The organism is Dactylosporangium sp. CA-052675 (genome assembly GCF_050947935.1).
GTDB lineage: Bacteria > Actinomycetota > Actinomycetes > Mycobacteriales > Micromonosporaceae > Dactylosporangium.
Window position 1 is genome coordinate 8,220,882 of sequence record NZ_CP192010.1, and the last position, 20,759, is coordinate 8,241,640.

A 20,759-nucleotide genomic window follows, 5' to 3' on the forward strand; every position below is an offset into this window, starting at 1 on the left:
CCGCCCGCTCACGAGGAGTACGCCGAGTTCTCGTGGACGTAGCCCATGGACAGGTCGTTCGTCCAGATGGTCGCGGCCTCGGGCCCGGCGTGCAGGTCCACCGTGACGGTGACCGCCCGGCCGGCGAGGTCCACCTTGGACCGCTCCTCCCCGGCGGCCCCGCGCTTGCAGATCCACACCCCGTTGATGGCCACGTCGACCTCGTCGGGCTCGAACGCGGCGGTCGTGGTGCCGATGGCGGCGAGGATGCGGCCCCAGTTCGGGTCGTTGCCGAAGAAGGCGGTCTTCACGAGGTTGTTGCGGGCGATGGAGCGGCCCACCTCGACCGCGTCGGCGGCGGAGGCGGCCCCGGTGACCTCGATGGCGATCTCCTTGGTGGCGCCCTCGGCGTCGGCGATGAGCTTTCGGGCCAGCTCGGCGCAGACCGCGGTGACCGCCTCGGCCAGCTCGTGCGGGGTCGGCTCGATGCGGGATGCGCCGCTGGCCATGAGCAGCACCGTGTCGTTGGTGGACATGCAGCCGTCGGAGTCGATGCGGTCGAAGGTGACCGCGGTCGCCAGGCGCAGGGCGGTGTCCAGGGTGGTCGCGTCGGCGACGGCGTCGGTGGTGAGCACCACGAGCATCGTGGCCAGGCCGGGCGCGAGCATGCCGGCGCCCTTGGCCATGCCGCCGACGGTGAAGCCTTGTCCACTGTGGACGGCGGTCTTCGGCACCGTGTCGGTGGTCATGATGGCCTGGGCCGCGTCCGCCCCGCCGTCGCGGGACAGCGCGCGGGCGGCCGCGTCGACCCCGGCGAGCAGCTTCGGCATCGGCAGGCGCTCGCCGATGAGGCCGGTCGAGCAGACCGCGACGTCGCCGGCGCCGACCGGGAAGCGCGAGGCCCGCCCGGACAGCACGGCCGCGGTGTGCTCGGCGGTGGCGTGGGTGTCCTGGAAGCCGGCCGGGCCGGTGCAGGCGTTGGCGCCGCCGGAGTTGAGGATCACGGCCCGCACGATGCCGGCCCTGAGCACCTGCTGGCTCCACAGCACCGGGGCGGCCTTGATGCGGTTGCCGGTGAACACGGCGGCGGCGGTGGTGTCGGGCCCGTCGTTGACGACGAGCGCCACGTCGAGCGCGCCGGCCGTCGCCTTGATCCCCGCGGCGACGCCGGAGGCCCGGAAGCCCTTGGGCGCGGTGACGGTCATGGCGCGATCCCGTCGACGGCGAGGCCCGCGGTCTCGGGCAGGCCCAGCATGATGTTCGCGTTCTGCACGGCCTGGCCGGCCGCGCCCTTGACCAGGTTGTCGGTGGCCGAGACGACGACGATGCGGCCGCTGTCCACGTCGACGGTGGCCTGCAGGTGCGCGGAGTTGGAGCCGAAGGTGGCGCCGGTCTGCGGCCACTGCCCCTCGGGCAGCACGTGCACGAACGCCTCGCCCTCGTAGGCGGCGGCCAGCACGTCCCTCGGGTCGCCGCCGCCGAGCCGCTTGGCAGTGATCGTGGCCAGGATGCCCCGCGGCATCGGCGCGAGCAGCGGGGTCATCGACAGCGACCGGGCCCCGCTGGCCTGCTTGATCTCGGGGACGTGCTGGTGGGCGCCGACCTTGTAGGGCGACATCGACCCCATCACCTCGGAGCCGAGCAGGTGCTGCTTGGCCGAGCGGCCCGCGCCGGAGGTGCCGGAGGCGGCGACCACGACCACGTCCTCGGGGTCGGCGACCCCCGCGGCGACGAGCGGCGCCAGGGCCAGGACGGTGGTGACGGCGTAGCAGCCGGTGTTGGCGACCCGGGTCGAGGCGGCGATCCGGGCCCGCTGGCCGGGCAGCTCGGGCAGGCCGTAGGTCCAGGTGCCGGCGTGCGGCCCCGGGTAGTACTTCGTCCAGCCGGCCGCGTCCTCGAGCCGGAAGTCGGCGCCGAGGTCGACGATCTTCACGTCCTCGGGCAGCTGCGCGGCCACGGCCGCGGACTCGCCGTGCGGCAGGGCGAGGAAGACCAGGTCGGCGTCGGCGAGCGCGGCCGCCTCGGTCTTGGCCAGCACCACGTCGCGGAAGGATCGCACGTGCGGGTGGACGCTCCCGATGGTCGATCCGGCCTGCGCGAACCCGGTGGCGGCGGCGAGCTCGAGGTGCGGGTGACCGGCGATGAGCCGCAACAGCTCACCGCCGGCGTAGCCCGAGGCCCCCGCAACGGCGACACGTATTCCCATGCGCTCGACTGTATCGCTATGCAAGGGCCCGTTTCAAGGAGGTACCTCAGGCACCCTTCAGGCTCAGGTCGTCGAGCAGGAACGACGTCGCCAGCCTGCTGCCCTCTACCCCGGTGAACGTGATCTTCACCGAGCCGGTGGCATTCACGGTGAGTGTCTTCTGCTGATAGGCGGTGGAGCCGTCCACGTTCGAGTAGGTCGCGAGGGTGGTGGACCCGGCGGTCACCGTGAGCTTGTCATATGCGGTCGTCCCGGTCTCGTCGGTGTCGACGCGCAGCCAGAAGCTCAGCGTCGCCCGGGTGCAGCCGGTGGGGATCGTCACCGTCTGCGACAGCGTGTCGGTGTGCGCGGCGCCGTAGCCGTCCAGCCACGCCTTCCACGAGCCGGAGTGCGCGGGCAGCGACGTGTCGTTGGACACGACGCCCGAGGTCGCCGTCCAGGGGCTGGCCGAGCCCGTCTCGAACCCGGCGTTGCCGAACAGCTCGGACGACGAGCACGACCCGCCGCCCGGCGTCGTGGGCGGCGGGGTGGACGGGCCCGAGCCGGCCAGCCACGCCGTGGCGTTCAGCGCCAGGGCGGCATTGGTACCGGCGGTGTCGTTCCACCCGTCGTAGAGCGTGTTGCCCGGCTGCCCGGTGCCGTCGTCGATCGGCGAGCTGTCGCCCCACACCGCGACCCGGCCCGCGCCGAACGTCGAGGTGGTGAAGAACGCGCCGGTCGTGCCGCCGGGCGTGAACCCGCCACGGTAGACGAGCCCCTTCACCGAGGCGTTGTCCGCCGGGTGCAGGGTCTGCGTGCTGCCGTTGCGGATGATGCTGCCCCGCACCTTGCCGAACGCGCCGTTGATGACCGGGTCGGTGCCGCTGGTGATGGCGACCGGGTTCTCGGTGCCGATGTTGTTCACGTCGATGCTGAAGCCGAACGGGTCGGTGTCGTCGACGCCGTTGTTGCTCAGCAGGTCGTTGCCGATGCGCACCGAGTCCCAGCCGTCGTTGTTGCGGTCGCTGGCGGTGTGGTCGACGATCAGGAAGAACCCGCCGCCGGCCTGGATGAACCGCATGATCGCGGTCTTCTCGGCGGCGCTGAGCGGCGCGTTGGGCTCGGGCATCACGAACTCGTCGAAGTTCTTGAGGTCCAGCGCGCCCGACCCGCCGTAGGTGATGGTGTTCCCGGCGGGCAGGGTCTTGAGGCTGTACTGCCCGGTGCGCTGCAACGCCACGCCCCACGACGACAGGGCGCCCGTCCAGGACGTCTCGCTCGACGGGTTCGCGTTCTGGTTCAGCGGGTCGGGCTGGGACGTGCTGATGATCCAGTCGGCGTTCCCGGCGGTCTCGGCCTTGGAGTTGTCGAACAGGACGCGGTGCACGGCGGCGGCCTGGGATTCGGCCGCCCCGGCCAGGTAGGTGACGCCCGCCGTCATGAGCACGACGGCGAGCAACGCACGCTGCAACACTGCATACCTCCGGTGGAAGGAATCGGAGGTAGTCTATGTATGCGATCGCCAAGCGCGGATGAACGCGCGGGTAAGGATAGGGCCGCCCTACTCCGGATCGAGGAACCGTGCCAGCTGGGAGCGGTTACGCACGTTCAGCCGGCGGTACAGCCGCGTCAGGTTGGCCTCGACCGCCTTGATCGACAGGAACAGCGCTCGGGCGATCTCCCGGTTCGTGGCGCCCGCCCGCACCAGCTCGACGATCCGCCGCTCGGTCTCGCTCAGCCCGGCGCCCCGGCCGCCGTCGAGCCGGGCCAGGTCGGCCGCGGCGACCTCGCGCCACGGGTGCGCGTCGGCGGCGGCGTAGCGGCGGACCGCCTCGGACAGCGCGGCGCGGGCGGCCCCGCGGCGGTGGGCGCGGCGCTCCAGCCCGCCGAGCGTGTAGTAGGCGCGGGCGGTCTCGAGCGGGTACGGGTGGTCGGGCCACTCCTCGATCGCCCGGTGCAGGGCCTCGGCCCCCTCGCGGGCCTCGCCGGTCGCGGCGGTGAGCACGGCCCGGGCCCGGGCCAGGCCCAGGAAGACCACCCGGCGGTCCAGGTGCCGGGCCCGCTGCTCGACCTCGGCCAGCACCTCGGCGGCCTCGGCCCGCGCGCCGGCGCCGACGAGCGCCTCGACGAAGTCCGCGTGCCACGGCAGGACGCCCGGGTCGAGCCGGCCGAGGCGCTGGTCGAGCGCGTAGGCCTCGCGCATCGCCTCGGCCGCGGCCACCGGGTCGCCGCGCAGCATGTGCACGAGGCCGCCGGTGGCGTAGGCGAGCTTGATCCAGTCCTCGTCCCCGGCGGCCAGGCAGGCCGCCAGCCCCCGGTCGGCGTAGCTCGCGGCGGTCGTGGCGGTGCCGCCGGCGTACTCCACCAGCGCCGCCACCAGGTACCCCGGCCCGGGCGTGGTCTCGACGTCGACGTAGAGCCGCACGCACTCCCGCCCGGCCGCGAGGGCGTCGGCGCAGCGCCCGGCCCGCCAGTAGATCCCCGCCACGGAGACGAGCACCGCGGCGAGGTCACGCACGGTGCCGGCCCGCTCGACGGCGATGCGCAGCGCCTCGATGCGCCGCACCGCCTCGGCCGTCTCGCCCTTGAACAGCCGGCTCATCGCGGCCACCTGGCGGGCCGCGACCGTGGCCGGGGTGAGCGACAGGCCGCGGGCGAGCTTGCCGGCGCGCTCGAGGTATTCGTCGCCCTCGGTGCCGAGCAGGATGTTGCCCCGCCAGCTGAGCACCTCGACCAGCCGCTCCATGTCGCCGCAGAGCTCGGCGGCCTCCTCGGCGCGCTTGAGCTCGGCCAGGGCCGCCTCGCCGTCGCCGTCCCAGTAGGCCTTGATCCCCTTGTAGAGCCGCACGTGCGCGAGCAGGTCCGGGGTGTCGACGGCCTCCACGAACGCGGCGTCGAGCAGCGGGCCGGAGTTGGAGTGGTCCTCGCCGGACATCTCGACGAGCAGCAGCCGCGCGCCGACCCGGGTGCGGCGGTCGGCCGCGTCGCGCAGGGCGGCGGCGGCGTGGCGGCGGGCGTCGGCGGGCGAGCCGGCCGAGTACGCGTACTGGGCCGCGCTCAGGCGCCGGACCGCCCCGACGCCGGGGGTGTCGCGGGGCGTGCGGTCGGCGGCGAGCGCGGCGAGGTCGGCGGCCATCGCCGGGGCGCCCCGCAGCCGGGCCGCCGAGGCGGCGTCGGCCAGGCACTCGGCCAGGCCCTCGTCGGGCTCGGGGCGGGCGGCGGCCAGGTGCCGGGCCCGGTCGACCGGGTCGGTCACGGTGTCGGCGAGCCGCTCGTGGGTCTCCCGGCGGGCGGCGACCGTCGCGTCGGCGTAGACCATCTCGCGCAGCAGCGGATGGGAGAACCGGATCGCGCCGTCCGGCTCGACGTGCAGGACACCGGAGGCGATCCCGGCCTCCACGTGCGCCTCGGCGAGCCCGCAGGCGCCGAGCAGGGCCAGGCTGGGCCGGGCCGCGGCCGCGATGACCAGCAGCGCGGGCCAGTCCTCGGCCGGCAGCGAGGCCAGGCGGGCGGCCAGCAGCTCGCGGAGCCGGTCGGGGACGGGCAGCGGGTCGGTGACCGGGAACGAGCTGCTGCCGATGGCCCGGCCGAGCTCCACGGCGTAGAGCGGGTTGCCGGCGCTCGCCTCGTAGATCCGCTGGACGTGGGCCCGGCCGGCCTCGGCGCCGAAGCGGGCCCGCAGCAGGTCGGCGACGTCGCTCTGGGGCAGCGGCGGGACGGGCAGGGTCGCGCTGGGCGGCGGGCACAGGTCGAGCCGGGTGGGCGCGCCGCCGTCGGGCACCCGCTCGGCCGCGAGCACCTTCACCGGGACCTCGCCGAGGCGGCGGGAGACGAAGCGCAGCACCCCGGCGCTGGGCTCGTCGATCCACTGCACGTCGTCGAGGATGAGCAGCACCGGCCGCTCGGCGGCCAGGGCCCGGAAGAGTTCGAGCACGGCGAGGCGCACGGCGAGCTGGTCGTGCGGGGTGGCCGGCAGGGCGCTGCGCAGCAGGGCACCGTCCAGCGCCGCGCGCAGGTGCACCGGCAGCAGCTCGGACGCGTCCGGGGCGCCGTCGAAGAGGTCGACGAGGGCCAGGTAGGGCAGGTCCGCCTCGGCCTCGGCGGCCGCCGCGCGCAGCACCAGCGCCTCGGTCTCGGCCGCGGCCAGCGCGTCGAGGATGGTGGACTTGCCGATGCCCGCAGGGCCGCAGAGCACGACGCTGCCCCCCGCCGAGAGCCGCTCCCGGGCATGGCTCAGGAGATCGGCCCGGCCGATGGGCGCCGACGAGGTGCTCACCACGACGCCGAGTCTCTAACGAACGCCCGTTCGTCGCAACGGCCGGAGAACACGACGTCACACCGGGATGACGTCCGATCGACCGGTGATCAGCGCAGCCGGGCGCAGGGCAGCACCGCCTCCCAGCCCAGCACGGGCCACTGCGCGGTGTGGACGGTCACCCGCGTCAAACCCGGCCGGACAAGGCATTCCGCCCGCGCGCGGGCAACCGTCGCGCCCCAGCGCGGGCTGCCGTCGCGGGGGGCCGCCGGGCGCAGGCCGGACGCCAGGACGACGGCGACAAGTGTCGCGAACACGACAAGTGGTGTGCGCGGGCTCACGCAACCCGCCAGTCGCGCCGCGCGTTGGGCGCCGGCCGCGAGGCAGACCCCGGCGGCCAGGTTCGGCAGGCTGACGAGCACCAGGTAGCGGTCCTCGCCGAACCCGTGGGCGGACAGCTGCACGGCCCCGGCGAGCGCGGCGAACCCGGCCAGGACGGCGGCCAGGCGCAGCTCGCGGTACGCGCGCGACCACACCGCGACGGCCAGCAGCGCGGCGGGGATGAGCAGGCCGGCCGCGACCAGGGCCCGATGCCCCCACACGTCGTCGTAGGGCGGGGCGAGCCACACCGGACCGAGGAACGAGCGGGGCACGCCCCAGCGCAGGTACATGGCCGCGACCGCGAGCGGGTCGTGCTCGGGCCGCTCCCCGAGCCCCCGCCGCGTGGCCCCGGTGAGCAGCGGGACCAGCTGCAGCAGGGCGCCCGGGAGCAGGGCGAGGAGCTTCACGAGCCAGGCCCGGCTTCGGTACCGCACGAGCCCGCCCAGCGCCACCGGGAGCAGGAGCACGCCGAGCATCGAGTTGAGCACGGCGAGCGCGGGCAGCCCGGCGCTCAGCACGCCGGCCCGCCGCCGCAGCAGCATCCACAGCCCGGCGTACACGAGCGGGAACTGCAGCTGGGCGAGCGTGTTGGGCACGAACCCCATCGGCAGCGCCGCGGTGATCCCGATCACGGCGGCCGGGAACGCGTCCAGCCGCTCGCGGGCGGCCCGGTGGACGGCCAGGCCGAGCAGGCTGGTGACGGCCGCGTCGAGCACGGCGTTCAGGGCGGCGGCCCACGCGACCGGGAACAGCGCGATGACCGCCCAGCACACGCGCGCCACGACGTGGAAGTAGCCGTTGAACGGGGTGAGGATCGCCTCGTACCAGGGCCGGTTCAGCGCGTCGGTGAGGAAGTTCTGCCCGTCCTCGGCCCAGATCGAGTCCAGCGCCCCCGGTGCCCGGGTCCGCGCCAGCCCGACGAGCACGCCGAGGACCACGAAGCCGGCCCAGGCGACGTATTGATGCCGATAAGCCGGAGATGTCCGGCGTTCGCGCCGGTCGCGATCGGCGTCGGACAGGTCGGACAGGTCGGACAGGTCGGGCCCGGGGGCCGGGTGCAGCGCTTCGCGCGTCGTCACGCCTGTTCAACGAGGAAGGCCCCGCCGGGCGGCGGGGCCTTCCTGCGGAACCGCAGACTAGAGCCGGCCTTCCTTGACCGCCTCGGTCACCCACGGGATGACCTCGTCGAGCATGTCCTCCAGCGAGGTCGACGCCTCGAACCCGAGCACCTCGCGCGCCTTGGAGCAGTCCGGCACGCGCTTCTGCACGTCGTACTCGTAGGGGTCGTCGGAGACCACGTTCAGCGGCACGTCCGGGCCCTTGATCTTGCGCCAGATCACCTCGGCCAGCTGCAGCACCGTGGTCGACTCGGCGGTGGAGATGTTGAAGTCCTCGTTGCGCGCCGCGTCGGACTCCATGGCCGCGATGATGCCCTTGGCCAGGTCGCCGCCGTAGGTGTAGTGGCGCACCTGCTCGCCGGTGCCGAGGATGTGCAGCGGGTCCTGGCCCTTGATGATCTTCTGCACCAGGTCCGGCACCACGTGCGACATCGCCAGCTTCACGTTGCCCGAGAGGACCTCGACCTCGCCCAGCGCGCGGCCCTCGCCGACGCCGACGCAGTTGAACGGCCGCACGATCGTGTAGGGCAGCTTGTACTGGTCCCACGCCGCCTTCGCGTAGTACTCGACGGCGAGCTTCTGGAACCCGTACGAGGACAGCGGCGGCGGGATCTTGCGCTCGTCGCCCTCCTTGGACGGCCAGTGCGTCGTGGACTCGAAGACCATCGAGGACGACAGGTAGGTCATCTTCCGCAGGGACCCGCTCTGGTGCGCCTTGATCGCGGCGTCGCACGACGAGGCCATGATCCGCTCGTTGGCCGCGAGCAGGTCGTAGGCGTAGGCGTGGAAGTACGAGATACCGCCGATGAGCGCCGCGCCGGCGATGAAGTGCTCACAGCCGTCGAGCAGCTCGGTCACCAGGTCGACGTCGCGGGCGTCGCCCTCGACGAAGCGGTAGTCCGGGTGCGAGTCGTAGCTGCGCGTCACCGGCCCGTACTTCGAGTAGTTGTCCAGGCCGACGACCTGGTAGCCGCGGGCGAGCAGCTCCTCGACGACATATCCACCGATGAAGCCGGCCGAGCCGGTCACCAGGACCTTTGCCACAAAAACTCCTTCTAGCTCTGGATTGCGGACGAGCTCTCACGGGCGGCCTGCGCGTCGTCGCGCGCGGCCGTGGAAGCCGGGCGCTTGGCCAGCTTCTCCATCGTCAGTCTGGGTCCGAAGGCGAACCAGTACCACTTGAGGTAGCTCGGCATGAAGCGCCCGACGTCGAACCGGGACTCGCCGAGCTGCCGGTCGAGCCAGATCGTCGGGATCTCCGCGACGGGCAGCCCGAGCCGGGTCGCCTTCGCGGTGAGCTCGATGCCGATCTCGAAGCCGGTCTTGGACTCGATGCCGACCTTGCGCACGAACTCGGTGGAGTACGCCTTGAAGCTGTTCGTCGCGTCCCTGGTGCCGACGCGCGCGAACCAGTGCAGGGTCCGCCCGGCGTTGCGGGACAGGAACCGCTTGAAGCGCGGCCCGCCGACCTGCTGCCCGCCCGGCATGTAGCGCGAGGCGGCCGCGACCACGACCCCCCGGTCGACGAGCCGCGCGAGGTCCTCGATCTGGCGCGGGTCGTCGGAGCCGTCGGCCATGGTCACCACGGCCACGGGCGCGCTGGCCACGTCGATGCCGAAGCGGATCGCGTTGGCCGGGCCGCGGCCGTAGGTGTTGAGCACCGGCCGCACCCGCGGGTCGCGCGCCTGGAACTCCTCGGCGAAGGGCACCGTCGTGTCCTCGGGCATGTCGTGCACCACGAGGATCTCCGCCGGCATCATCACCTCGCGGAGGATGCGCTCCAGGCAGCGGACGATCGCCTCGCCCTCGTTGTAGACCGGGATGACCACAGAGATCTGTGGCGCCAAGCTCATATACGCACGCCCTTGTTCGTCACGCCCCACATGTCCGCAACCGGGATTTCGGTCTGCAGGTCACGGTACTCCGGGTGAGGAGCGGCGATGATGAGCAGGTCCGATCGCGTGAGCACCTCGTCGAGGGGCACGAACCGGTCGTCCTTCACGTAGGGGTCGGTGCAGAGGGTCTCCTTCGCCCGCAGCATCACGACCTTGCGCAGCTTGTACGCCAGCGACTCGCGGATGTCGTCGCTGCCGCCCTTGAACGCCATGCCGAGGATGCCGACGGTCATCTGCGACAGGTCGAAGCGCTCCTGCAGCTTCGACACCACGTAGAGCGGCAGGCCCTCGTTGATGAGCATCGCGCTGTGGCCGAGCACGAAGTTGTTGTTGTTGAACGCCGCCAGCTGCATCGTGTCCTTGAGCAGGCACGGGCCGGCCGCGAAGCCGGCGCCGGGCATGTCCTGGGCGCGCGGGTACTGGAAGCGGATCGCGTGCCGGATGCGCTCGAAGTCCAGCCCGAAGTCGTTGGACATCATCCAGAACTGGTTGGCCGCGGCGAACTTGATGTAGCGCCACGTGTTCGTGAAGAGCTTGGCGAGCTCCGCCTCCTCCGGCTCCAGCACCACGATCTGGTTGGCCAGGTTGCGGAAGAGCTTCTCGGCCCGCTCGGTCGCCTCGGGCGTGCGGGCGGCGACGATCTGCGGCAGCTCGAACAGCTCGGTCATCGCCTTGCCCTCGGCGATGCGCTCGGGGCAGAACGCGACGTCCACGTCGACGCCCAGCTTGCTGACGAGCTTCTCGGTGAGCGCGGTCACGCCCGGGTGCACGGTGCTGCGCAGCACGATGAGCTGGCCGTCGCGCAGGTATTCCGCGCAGCGCTCGATCGCCTTGGGCACGGCCGCGATGTTCGGGTTGAGGTGCTCGTCGACCGGCGTGCCGACGATCACCACGAGGTGCTCGGCGGTGGCCACGGTGCTCGGGTCGGTGCTCGCCGTGAGCCGGCCGTCGGCGACCGCCTGGGCCAGCGGCTCCGCGGCGCCCTCCTCGTCGAAGGGGAGCTGTCCGCCGTTGACCACGGCGACCGCGGCCTCGTTGATGTCATACAGGGTCACCCGCAGGCCGCGGGAGGCGAGCGCGATGCCGAGGGGAAGCCCCACCCGGCCGCAGCCGCCGATCACCACGACGTCGGTGGTGAACCCCGCCGATGCACTGACGTCTGACACGCACTGCCCCTTCAGGACGGAATGGTCACCGATAGATGCGCGCCGCGAGGTGCGCTAGGCGCCGTGACCGTACCACCTCCGGCCGCAACCGGCCTGGTCGTGCAGGTCACGCAGAGTTCGATGATAGCCAACAGTGACGGCGGCCACATCCAGGGGAAATGGCCGCCGTCATCGATGGGTTGTCACGCTCCGCGAAGGACCGCTCCGAAGCGCTCGGCCGCGACCGCCACGGCCGCGTCGCGCGCGGCCAGGGCCTCCTCGCCGGTGAGCGTGCGGTCCGGCGCGCGGAAGGTCAGCTTGTAGGCCAGGGACTTGCGGCCCTCGCCCAGCTGCGCCCCCGAGTACACGTCGAAGAGCCGCACCGACTCCAGCATCGGGCCGGCTCCCTCGGCCAGGGCCGCCTCGACCTCACCCGCCGCGGTGTCCGCGCCGACCACGACGGCCACGTCGATCAGCGCCGCCGGGAACGTCGACAGCCGGGGCGCGATCCACACGCCCGGGATCGGCAGCGCGTCGAGGTCGATCTCCATGGCGACGGTCCGCCGCGGCAGGTCGAGGTCCGCGCAGACCGCCGGGTGCAGCTCGCCCGCGTGCCCGACGACGGTGTCGCCGACGAGCAGCGCCGCGCAGCGCCCCGGATGCCACGGCGCCTCGGCCGCGGCCCGCACGGTCAGCTCGACGCCGGCCGCGGCCGCCACGACCTTCGCCGACTCGACCGCGTCGGCCCAGTCCGCCGCCCGGCCCCCGCCCCACCAGCCGGCCGGGTCGGCCTCGCCGGCGCCGACGGTCGCCACGTGCCACGGCTGGCGCGGCAGCAGCGCCTCGACGGCGGCGAACTCCTCGGCGCTCGGCGGCCCGTCGACGCCGTGCGCGGGGAAGACCGCGAGCGGGCCGTCGGGGCGGAAGACCGGCCCGATCTCGAACAGCGCGACGTCGCGCAGGCCCCGGCCGAGGTTGCGGCGCAGGGCGGCCAGCAGCGGCGGGAGCAGCGTGGTGCGCAGCCCGGGCTCCTCGTCGGAGAGCGGGTTGCGCAGCAGCAGGGCGTTGCGCCGCTCGTCGTCGGCCGGGATGCGCATCGCGTCGAGGGCCGCCTCGCCGACGAACGGCCAGCACAGCGACTCGACGTAGCCGGCGTCGGCCAGCGCGCGCCCGACCGTGCGCCGGCGCCGCTGGGTCGCGGTGAGCCCGCGCCCGGGCGGCGCGATCGGCAGGACGCTCGGGATGCGGTCGTACCCGTCGAGGCGCAGCACCTCCTCGACGAGGTCGGCCGGGTCGTTGAGGTCGTGCCGCCAGGTCGGCGGGGTGACGGTGAGCAGGTCGCCGTCCGCGACCACCTGGGTGCCGATCATCGCGAGGATCTCCAGCACCCGCTCCGGCGAGTAGTCGACGCCGGCCAGCTGCGAGGGGCGCTGGACGGTCATCGTCACCGGCTGCGGCGGGACGACCGCGTAGACGTCGGTGACGCCGGTGGAGATGGTGCCGCCGCCGTACTCGGCCAGCAGCGCCGCCGCCCGGGCGCAGGCCGCCGCGGTGATCTGCGGGTCGACGCCGCGCTCGTAGCGCTTGCCGGCCTCGCTGGGCAGCTTGTGCCGGCGGATGGTGCGGGCGACCGAGCGCGGGTCCCAGTGCGCGGCCTCGAGGAGCACGTCGACCGTGCCGGGCGAGACCTCGGTGGTCGTGCCGCCCATGACGGCGGCGAGCGACACCACGCCGGTGCTGTCGGCGATGACGATGTCCTCGGGGTCGAGCACGCGGTTCACGCCGTCGAGCGTGGTCAGCTTCTCCCCCGCCTGCGCGCGCCGCACGACGAGCGCCCCGGTGAGCCGCCCGAGGTCCCAGGCGTGCATCGGCTGGCCCATCTCGATCATCACGTAGTTGGTGATGTCGACCGGCAGCGAGATCGAGCGGATGCCGGCCGTGGCCAGGCGCGTCCTGATCCACTGCGGGGTGGCCGCGGCCGGGTCGACGCCGCGCACGGCCACGGCGGTGAACCGGTCGCAGGCCACGCTGTCGAGGACCTCGATCGGGTACGCGTCGCTGCCGTCGCCCTCCAGCGGCACCACGGCCGCGACCGGGTCGCGGTAGGCGCCGCCGAGGGAGTGCGACAGCTCGCGGGCGATGCCGCGCACGGAGAAGCAGTACCCGCGGTCGGGGGTGATGTTGATCTCGACCACGACGTCGTCCAGCCCGACGATCGGCCGCGCCTCGTCCCCGGGCTTCACGGTGTTCGTGCCGTCGGGTCCAGCAGCGAGCACGATGATCCCGTCGTGGTCGTCGCTGACGCCCAGCTCCTGGCCGGAGCAGATCATGCCGTTGGAGACGTGGCCGTAGGTCTTGCGCGCGGAGATGGCGAAGCCGCCGGGGAGCACGGCGCCGGGCAGCGCGACGACGACCAGGTCACCCTCGGCGAAGTTGCGGGCGCCGCAGATGATGCCCTGGGGCTGCTCGTTGCCGACGTCGACCAGGCAGTACCGGATCGGCTTCTTGAGCCCGGTGAGCTCCTCGATGCTCTCGACCCGGCCCACCACCAGCGGCCCGGTGACGCTCGCCGCCGCGTCGGTCAGCTCCTCGACCTCCAGGCCGACCTTGACCAGGGCCTTCTCCAGCCCGTCGGCGTCGAGGTCGGCCGGCAGGTCGACGTGCTCGCGCAGCCAGGAAAGCGAAACGCGCACCTCAGGCCTCCCATCCGAACGCCCGCGCGTACCGCACGTCGCCCTCCACCATGTCGCGCATGTCGCCGGCCTCGTTGCGGAACATCAGCGCCCGCTCGATGCCCATGCCGAACGCGAAGCCGGAGTACTCCTCCGGGTCGATGCCGCAGGCGCGCAGCACCCGCGGGTTCACCATGCCGCAGCCGCCCCACTCGACCCAGCGGGGGCCGTCGCGGTGCTGCGGGAACCACAGGTCGATCTCGGCGCCCGGCTCGACGAACGGGAAGTACGACGGGCGCAGCCGCGTGCGGGCCTGGTCGCCGAAGAGGCCCTTGACGAAGTTGTCGAGGGTGCCCTTGAGGTGGCCCATCGTGATGCCCTTGTCCACGACCAGGCCCTCGACCTGGTGGAAGACCGGGGTGTGGGTCGCGTCGAGCTCGTCGGTGCGGTAGGTGCGGCCCGGGCAGACGATGTAGATGGGCGGCTTGCGGCTCGTCATCGTGCGCGCCTGCACCGGCGAGGTGTGGGTGCGCAGCACGACCCGCGAGTCCTCGGCGCCGCCGGCCGGCCGCGTCTGCGCCGACGAGTCCGGTGACGTCGCGTACGGCGCGCCGGCCTGCACGAAGAACGTGTCCATCATCGAGCGCGCCGGGTGGTCCGGGTGCATGTTGAGGGCGTCGAAGTTGTACCACTCCCACTCGACCTCGGGCCCCTCGGCGACCTCGTAGCCCATGCTCACGAACAGGTCGCCGACCCGCTCCATGATCTTGGTCAGCGGGTGCTGGGCACCGATCGGGCGGCGGCCGGTCGGCAGCGTGACGTCCACGGCCTCCTCGACCAGGACCCGCTCCTCGCGCTCGGCGGTGAGGACCGCGAGCCGGGCGTCGAACGCGCCCTGGACGGCGACGCGGGCCAGGTTGACGCGCTTGCCGGCGTCGGCCTTGGCGGCCGGGGGCAGCGAGCCGATCTCGCGGCGGGCCAGCGAGACCGGGGCGCGGTCGCCCAGGTGCTGGTGCTTGAGCGCGGCGAGCGCGTCGAGGTCGCCCGCTCCGGCGAACGCCTTGTCGGCCGCGGCGACCGCGTCGTCGAGCGCGCTCTGGTCGAGCAGCGCGGCCTGTTTCGGATCGTACGGATCATTGCGGTACGTCATCGGACTCTTCCCACGGGAGATTGGCCTCGGACAGTGTAGTGAGGGGTCCGCCCGCCGGTCGTGGGAAGGTGTCAGGAGGTGGCGCGTCCCGTCCGCCCACCGTCACCGGCGGGCCGCATAAACAGAGACATCACCGCACACTCCTCATCGCTTTCGCGGAAGAGTACAAGCATACCGCCGCGGCCGCCGCCAGATTCAGGCTCTCGGCGCCGCCGTAGAGGGGCACCCGCACCCGCCGGTCGGCCTCGAGGTCCTTGGGCAGGCCGTGCGCCTCGGAGCCGAAGAGCCAGGCGGTGGGCCGGTCGAGGGTGTCGAGGTCGAAGAGGTCGGCCTCGCCGTAGCCGTCGGCCGCGAGGACCTGGATGCCGGCCGCGCGCAGGGCGGCGACGGTGCCGGCGGCGTCGCGGGCGCGGACGACGTCGACGTGGAAGAGGCTGCCGGCGCTCGAGCGCACGGCCTTGCCGTTGTAGGGGTCGACGGAGTCGCCGGCGAAGACGACGGCCCGGGCTCCGGCCGCGTCGGCGGTGCGCAGGACGGTGCCGGCGTTGCCGGGGTCGCGGATGTCGACGCACACGGCCACGAGCCGCGGGCGGGCGGCGAGGGCGGCGTCGAGCGGGACGTCCCGCTGCCGGCAGACGGCCACGAGGCCCTGGGGCTGCACGGTGTCGGCGAGCGCCGCGAGCGCGGCGTCATCGACCAGCGAGGCGGACCACTGCGGGTAGCGGGCGGCGGCCTCGGCGGTCGCGAAGAGCTCGGTCACCACGCCGGCCCTGACCGCCTCGCGGACGGCCTGGGGACCTTCGGCGAGGAAGCGGCCGGTCTCGTCGCGGTCCCGGCGGCGGTGCAGGCGCCGGGCAGCGACGACCCGGGGCGTTCGAACGGTGAACACCCCGGGTCGCGACCGATCGTCGTCAGGCGGCGGCAACGGCCGTCTTCGCCACCTGGACCAGGCCGGTGAACGCCTTCTCGTCGCTCACGGCGAGCTCGGCGAGGATCTTGCGGTCCACCTCGACACCGGCGAGGCGCAGGCCCTGGATCAGGCGGTTGTACGTCATGCCGTTCGCGCGGGCCGCGGCGTTGATCCGGGTGATCCACAGCTGGCGGAAGTCACCCTTGCGGTCGCGACGGTCGCGGTAGGCGTACTGCATCGAGTGCAGCACCTGCTCCTTGGCCTTGCGGTACAGCCGCGAGCGCTGCCCGCGGTAGCCGCTGGCGGTCTCCAGGACGGTGCGGCGCTTCTTCTGGGCGTTGACCGCCCGCTTCACGCGTGCCACGGTTCGTGTTACTCCTCAGGCGAGACCGGCCCGGGCGACGCCCGTGCAACCGGTCGAAAGGTCGAGAAAAGGTCGGGGGGAGCAGCGGCGGTTATCGCCCGAGGAGCTTGTTGACCCGGCGGGTCTCGGAGGCGCCGAGCTCGACGTTGCCGCTCAGGCGACGGGTGCGCTTGCTGGGCTTGACCTCGAGGAGGTGCCGCTTGCCCGCCGGCTCGCTGAGGATCTTGCCGCGCCCGGTGATCTTCACGCGCTTCTTCATCCCGGAGTGCGGTTTGAACTTCGGCATGGTGATGTTGCCCTTCATTAGCTCCGGCGCGCAGCCGGGCATTCCGCATGGTGCGGACCCGCCCGCACGACGCGGTGGTGGACATGCTGGAACGACGCCCCGGGCCGCTGGTCGCGGCCCCGGGCGTAATGGCACCCCCGGATCTCTGGTGACGATCCGGGGTGCCGGGGCGGCCTGGTGTCAGGCCGTGCGGATCAAGCCTGGTCGGCGGTGACCGGCTCGGGCAGGTCGGCGACTGTCTCGCCCTCCGCACCCGGGGTGCCGTCCGCCTTGCCCTCGCGACGCTCGGTCGCGGCGGCCTTCACGTTGCGGTGTGGCGCCAAGACCATGATCATGTTGCGGCCGTCCTGCTTCGGCGCGGCCTCGACGAAGCCCAGCTCCGAGATCTCCTCCGAGAGCTTGCGCAGCAGCCGGAAACCAAGCTCCGGGCGGCTCTGCTCGCGGCCACGGAACATGATCGTTACCTTGACCTTGTCGCCCGCCTTCAGGAACCGCACCACGTGACCCTTCTTGGTCTCGTAGTCGTGCGGGTCGATCTTCGGGCGGAGCTTCATCTCCTTGATGACGGTCTGCTGCTGGTTACGCCGGGCTTCCCGGGCCTTGAGCGCGCTCTCGTACTTGAACTTGCCGAAGTCCATGAGCTTGCAGACGGGCGGGCGTGCCATGGGCGCAACTTCGACCAGGTCCAGGTCCACGTCGGCGGCCAGCTGGAGTGCGCGCTCGAGCGGGACGATGCCCACCTGCTCACCCTCCGGGCCGACCAGCCGGACCTCACGTGCCCGGATCTGCTCGTTGACGCGTGGCTCGACGCTGATGTGGCCTCCTCGATAGGTACTTCAACTCATGCGGTCGACGCATCCGCCGGGCAAGCCCTTCGGGCGTAGCAACGCCAAAAACCCCCGCCGCGCATGCGCAGGCGAGGGCCGTTCGACCGCCGCGACCGATTGGGCCGCCACGGTCGGACCGGACCCGGCCGCCAGATCAGCTGCACGGGTGGGGGCCGAGGCCCCGCTTCGAACAACCCCGATTGGGACGGGGATGCGGTCGACGACGACTACTCTACCACGGATGTTGTCAAGCTCGCCGAGTGCAGTGCCCGCAGGCGCCGCGCGGCCTTGACCGCGTAGTCCTTGTCGGCCATCTGCACCGCCATGACCGCCACCCGCTCGTCGTCGTGCAGGTCGAGGGTGAGCCAGGGCGCGCCGCGGCCGAAGGTCACCGCGCGGACCGTCTCCCAGGGCAGGTGGTAGCCGCCGATGATGTTGCGCACCCGCACGCCGTGCTCGTCGGCCTCGACGCGGGGGCGGGTCATGAGCAGGATGGCGGCGGCCGCGCACAGGCCGAGGCCGATCATCGCGGCCTGGTCGCCGCGCTGGAAGTAACCGGGGCCGTCACCGGTCTTGCCGTGCAGGCCGAACGCGATGAGGGTGAAGACGACGGCGACGACGAGCGCCAGGACATACGCGATGATCCGCGCCCGCTGCGGACGGGCGACGAGTGGGGCCGTGCTCTGCTCGCTGCTGCTCACGGCCCCAGTCTGCCACTACAGCCGGCAGGCGTGGATTCCGGTCACCAGGATGGCGCGGGCGCCGACCTCGTAGAGCTCGTCCATGATCCGGTGCACCTCGGCCTGGGGCACCATCGCCTGCACGGCGACCCAGCCCTCGCGGTGCAGCGGGGAGATGGTGGGCGACTCGATGCCCGGGGTGAGCGCGACGGCCGCGTCGAGCGAGTCGGCCCGCACGTCGTAGGCGAGCATCACGTACTGCCGGGCGACGAGGACGCCCTGGAGGCGGCGCAGCAGCTGCGGTACACCCGCCGGAAGCTCCTCCCCCGCGCGCCGGATGAGCAGCGCCGAGGACTCGAGGATCGGCTCGCCGAGCGTCTCCAGGCCGGCCTGGCGCAGCGTCCGGCCGGTCTCGACCACGTCGGCGATGACGTCGGCGACGCCCAGGCGGATGGCGTTCTCCACGGCGCCGTCGAGCCGGATGACCTCGGCCCGCACGCCGTGCTCGGCGAAGTAGCGCTCCATCACGCCGGGGTAGGCGGTGGCGACCCGCAGGCCCTCGAGGTCGGACGGGGCCGAGCCCTTCACCGAGCCGGGGACGGCGGCGAAACGGAACGTGGCGCGGGCGAAGTTGAGGTCGAGCACCTCGACCGCCGGGCTGCCCGCGTCGATGAGCAGGTCGCGACCGGTGATGCCGAGGTCGAGGTCGCCCGAGCCGACGTAGGTGGCGATGTCGCGCGGGCGCAGGTAGAAGAACTCGACGCCGTTGGCGTCGTCGCGGCAGAGCAGGTCCTTGGGGTCGGAGCGCTGGCGGTAGCCGGCCTCCTGGAGCATCTGCGTGGCGGGGCCGGCGAGGGTGCCCTTGTTGGGCACGGCGATGCGAAGCACGGGCTGGTCTCCAGACGGGTAGGGTCGGCGCGACGGGCAGACGCAGGCCGGGAACCGGCCTGCAGGTGCGGAACCGGCCTACAGATGTCGGTACACGTCCTCCAGCGACAGCCCCGTCGCCAGCATCAGGCACTGCACCTGGTAGAGCAGCTGCGACAGCTCCTCGGCAGTGCGCTCCCGGCCCTCGTGCTCGGCCGCCATCCAGCTCTCGGCGGCCTCCTCGACGACCTTCTTGCCGATGAAGTGCACGCCCTTCTCCAGCGCCGCCACGGTGCCGGATCCGGGGGTGCCGGCCGCCGCCTTGGCGCTCAGCTCGGCGAACAGCTCGTCGAAGGTCTTCACGGGCAGGGATTCTCGCAGGCCTGGGGCCGGAAACGGAATCCGGTTACTGACAGGCGTGTCGCCGGTCACCCCAAGGGGCGGCGAGCCGGTCAAGCCACGGAGAAGCCGTGGTCGTCGACCCACTGCACGCTGCCGTCCTGCGGCGAATACACGAACGCCTCGACGGTGTGCGGCCCCGAGGGCAGCGTCACGGGCACCCGCGCCTCCCCCAGCGACGGCGCCCCGGCGCTGAGCTGCACGACCCGTTCGAGGACGACCGCGCCGGCGGCGTCGCGGATGCGCAGGTTGACCGTGCCCTCGGGGACGACCCCGGCGAGGTACACCGTGAAGCTCTTGCCCACCACCGCCCCCTGGTCGGGCTCGATGACCCAGACCGGCGCCTGGAGGTCGGCCAGGGTGCCCTGCCGCAGCGGCCCGCTCGTGTCCACGGCCCCCCACAGCCGGGCCACGGGCGCGCCGTCGACGAGCACCCGGACCCCGTCGGCGTGGCGCATCGAGGTGTAGGTCGCCGCGGCCAGCACGGTGTAGACCAGCTGCTGGGCCGCGAGCTTCGGCTCCGCCGGGGCCGGGCCGACGCCGCCGAGGTCGACGGTGACCACGCCCCCGTCGATCGTGACCCCGTGCACCTGGACGGTCGCCGGCCACAGGCTCGTGTAGTCGGGGTCCTTCGCCCTGCCCCCCAGGGAGAACTCGACGGCGGCCCGGATGCGGCCCCGGTCGTCGCCCGCGGCGGCCGGCAGGAACTCCCGGTAGAGGCGGCCGTTGCGGGTGAAGTAGGCCGGCAGGGCGACCGTCGCCGGCGCGGCCCCGGACGGCTCCGGCGCGCTGGGCCGGGTGTCGACCACGACCGGCGACCCGGACGCGGGCCCCGCGGGCGGCAGGGTGGTGTGCTCGCCGCGGCCGGCCTCGACCGCCACGACGCCGAGCGCGATCGCGGCTGCGGTCGCGACCGCCCCGGCGGCCAGCACCGGCACGCCGCGGTACCAGGCCCGGGCGGTGCGCCGCCGGATGCGCGGGAGGGCGTCCGGCGACGGCTCGACCTCGGCGGCCCGGGCCCGCAGCGCCTCCCGGAGCCGGTCCTGCGCCGACTGCCCCGGCCTCATCGGGCCCGCTCCAGGCTCTCGCGCAGGGCGGCCATGCCCCGGGAGGCGTGGCTCTTGACGGCCCCGCGGCTGACCCCCATGGCGTCGGCGATCTCGGCCTCGGACAGCTCGCCGTAGTAGCGCAGCACGATCGCCTCACGCTGGCGGGTGGGCAGCCGGCGTACCGCCTCCAGCACCTCCCGGTGCGCCAGCAGGCTCAGCGCGCCCGTCTCGGCGCTGGCCACGACCTGCGGGCCGTCCGGGCCGCGGGCGACGTGCCGCTCGGCGACGCCCCGCCTGCGCAGCGCCGAACGCGCCCCGTTGAGCACGCTGGTGCGCAGGTACGCCAGCGCCTTGTCCGCGTCCCGCAGGCGCCACCAGCGGCGGTGCAGCGCGACGTACGCGTCCTGGACCACGTCCTCCGCGACCCCCTCGTCGTGCAGGAGCAGCACCGCGAGGCGCACGAGCCCCCGGTAGTGCGCGGCGAACAGCGCCGCGATCGCGTCGTCGGCGCTCCACCGGCGCGCGGTCTCCTCGGGCACCGCGCCGCGCACGGGATCGCCCGGGGCCGCCACCTCCACCGGCCTACGGTCCCACGCC

19 protein-coding genes are annotated in these 20,759 nt (G+C 73.2%); all 19 read right to left on the reverse strand.

Translation table 11 applies throughout. From position 1 onward, the window contains the following. Positions 1-8: 8 nt before the first annotated feature. The 19 genes from argJ to ACQP1P_RS36540 all read right to left on the reverse strand — a co-directional run bounded on the left by argJ (position 9) and on the right by ACQP1P_RS36540 (position 20,740). On the reverse strand, positions 9-1,184 hold the full coding sequence (gene argJ, locus ACQP1P_RS36450; protein ID WP_433078135.1) for a bifunctional glutamate N-acetyltransferase/amino-acid acetyltransferase ArgJ: 1,176 nt from the start codon (positions 1,182-1,184) through the stop codon (positions 9-11). Then, on the reverse strand, positions 1,181-2,185 hold the full coding sequence (gene argC, locus ACQP1P_RS36455) for an N-acetyl-gamma-glutamyl-phosphate reductase (protein ID WP_433078137.1): 1,005 nt from the start codon (positions 2,183-2,185) through the stop codon (positions 1,181-1,183). The genes argJ and argC overlap by 4 nt, the downstream gene beginning before the upstream one ends. Positions 2,186-2,231: 46 nt before the next feature. Continuing rightward, positions 2,232-3,638 carry a hydrolase gene (locus ACQP1P_RS36460; protein ID WP_433078139.1) on the reverse strand — a complete coding sequence of 469 codons (1,407 nt, stop codon included), beginning with the start codon at positions 3,636-3,638 and terminating at the stop codon, positions 2,232-2,234. 87 nt (positions 3,639-3,725) lie between these two features. Beyond that, positions 3,726-6,443 (reverse strand): AAA family ATPase, encoded by a 2,718-nt coding sequence (locus tag ACQP1P_RS36465; RefSeq protein WP_433078141.1) that lies wholly within the window; start codon positions 6,441-6,443, stop codon positions 3,726-3,728. 86 nt (positions 6,444-6,529) lie between these two features. Continuing rightward, complete coding sequence (locus ACQP1P_RS36470) at positions 6,530-7,879, reverse strand: hypothetical protein (RefSeq protein ID WP_433078142.1); 1,350 nt, start codon at positions 7,877-7,879, stop codon at positions 6,530-6,532. 57 nt (positions 7,880-7,936) lie between these two features. Next, on the reverse strand, positions 7,937-8,962 hold the full coding sequence (locus ACQP1P_RS36475; RefSeq protein WP_433078144.1) for an NAD-dependent epimerase/dehydratase family protein: 1,026 nt from the start codon (positions 8,960-8,962) through the stop codon (positions 7,937-7,939). An 11-nt stretch (positions 8,963-8,973) separates the two neighbouring features. After that, positions 8,974-9,771: a glycosyltransferase family 2 protein gene (locus ACQP1P_RS36480; protein WP_433078146.1), complete on the reverse strand. Its 798-nt coding sequence runs from the start codon at positions 9,769-9,771 to the stop codon at positions 8,974-8,976. After that, on the reverse strand, positions 9,768-10,979 hold the full coding sequence (locus ACQP1P_RS36485) for a nucleotide sugar dehydrogenase (RefSeq protein WP_433078148.1): 1,212 nt from the start codon (positions 10,977-10,979) through the stop codon (positions 9,768-9,770). The genes ACQP1P_RS36480 and ACQP1P_RS36485 overlap by 4 nt, the downstream gene beginning before the upstream one ends. A gap of 182 nt (positions 10,980-11,161) precedes the next feature. After that, positions 11,162-13,651 carry a phenylalanine--tRNA ligase subunit beta gene (gene pheT / locus ACQP1P_RS36490; protein WP_433078150.1) on the reverse strand — a complete coding sequence of 830 codons (2,490 nt, stop codon included), beginning with the start codon at positions 13,649-13,651 and terminating at the stop codon, positions 11,162-11,164. A 1-nt stretch (position 13,652) separates the two neighbouring features. After that, positions 13,653-14,780: a phenylalanine--tRNA ligase subunit alpha gene (pheS, locus tag ACQP1P_RS36495; protein WP_433078152.1), complete on the reverse strand. Its 1,128-nt coding sequence runs from the start codon at positions 14,778-14,780 to the stop codon at positions 13,653-13,655. A gap of 130 nt (positions 14,781-14,910) precedes the next feature. Beyond that, complete coding sequence (locus ACQP1P_RS36500; protein WP_433078154.1) at positions 14,911-15,669, reverse strand: TrmH family RNA methyltransferase; 759 nt, start codon at positions 15,667-15,669, stop codon at positions 14,911-14,913. A 22-nt stretch (positions 15,670-15,691) separates the two neighbouring features. Continuing rightward, positions 15,692-16,054, reverse strand: coding sequence for a 50S ribosomal protein L20 (gene rplT, locus ACQP1P_RS36505; protein WP_223095878.1), 363 nt, complete (start codon positions 16,052-16,054; stop codon positions 15,692-15,694). Positions 16,055-16,145: 91 nt separating this feature from the next. Then, complete coding sequence (rpmI, locus tag ACQP1P_RS36510) at positions 16,146-16,340, reverse strand: 50S ribosomal protein L35 (RefSeq protein ID WP_350612823.1); 195 nt, start codon at positions 16,338-16,340, stop codon at positions 16,146-16,148. A 194-nt stretch (positions 16,341-16,534) separates the two neighbouring features. Beyond that, positions 16,535-17,155, reverse strand: coding sequence for a translation initiation factor IF-3 (gene infC / locus ACQP1P_RS36515; RefSeq protein ID WP_350612825.1), 621 nt, complete (start codon positions 17,153-17,155; stop codon positions 16,535-16,537). A 239-nt stretch (positions 17,156-17,394) separates the two neighbouring features. Continuing rightward, positions 17,395-17,868: a PH domain-containing protein gene (locus ACQP1P_RS36520; RefSeq protein WP_433078156.1), complete on the reverse strand. Its 474-nt coding sequence runs from the start codon at positions 17,866-17,868 to the stop codon at positions 17,395-17,397. Between the two features lie 15 nt (positions 17,869-17,883). Next, positions 17,884-18,735: an ATP phosphoribosyltransferase gene (gene hisG, locus ACQP1P_RS36525; protein WP_433078158.1), complete on the reverse strand. Its 852-nt coding sequence runs from the start codon at positions 18,733-18,735 to the stop codon at positions 17,884-17,886. A 78-nt stretch (positions 18,736-18,813) separates the two neighbouring features. Continuing rightward, positions 18,814-19,077, reverse strand: a complete 264-nt coding sequence (locus ACQP1P_RS36530; RefSeq protein ID WP_380139083.1) for a phosphoribosyl-ATP diphosphatase — start codon at positions 19,075-19,077, stop codon at positions 18,814-18,816. A gap of 89 nt (positions 19,078-19,166) precedes the next feature. Further along, the gene (locus tag ACQP1P_RS36535; RefSeq protein ID WP_433078160.1) at positions 19,167-20,180 is read right to left on the reverse strand and encodes a Gmad2 immunoglobulin-like domain-containing protein; all 1,014 of its coding nucleotides are present in this window, start codon (positions 20,178-20,180) and stop codon (positions 19,167-19,169) included. Then, a complete protein-coding gene (locus ACQP1P_RS36540; RefSeq protein ID WP_433078162.1) occupies positions 20,177-20,740 on the reverse strand; it encodes a SigE family RNA polymerase sigma factor in 564 nt (187 codons plus the stop codon). The genes ACQP1P_RS36535 and ACQP1P_RS36540 overlap by 4 nt, the downstream gene beginning before the upstream one ends. Positions 20,741-20,759 lie beyond the last annotated feature (19 nt).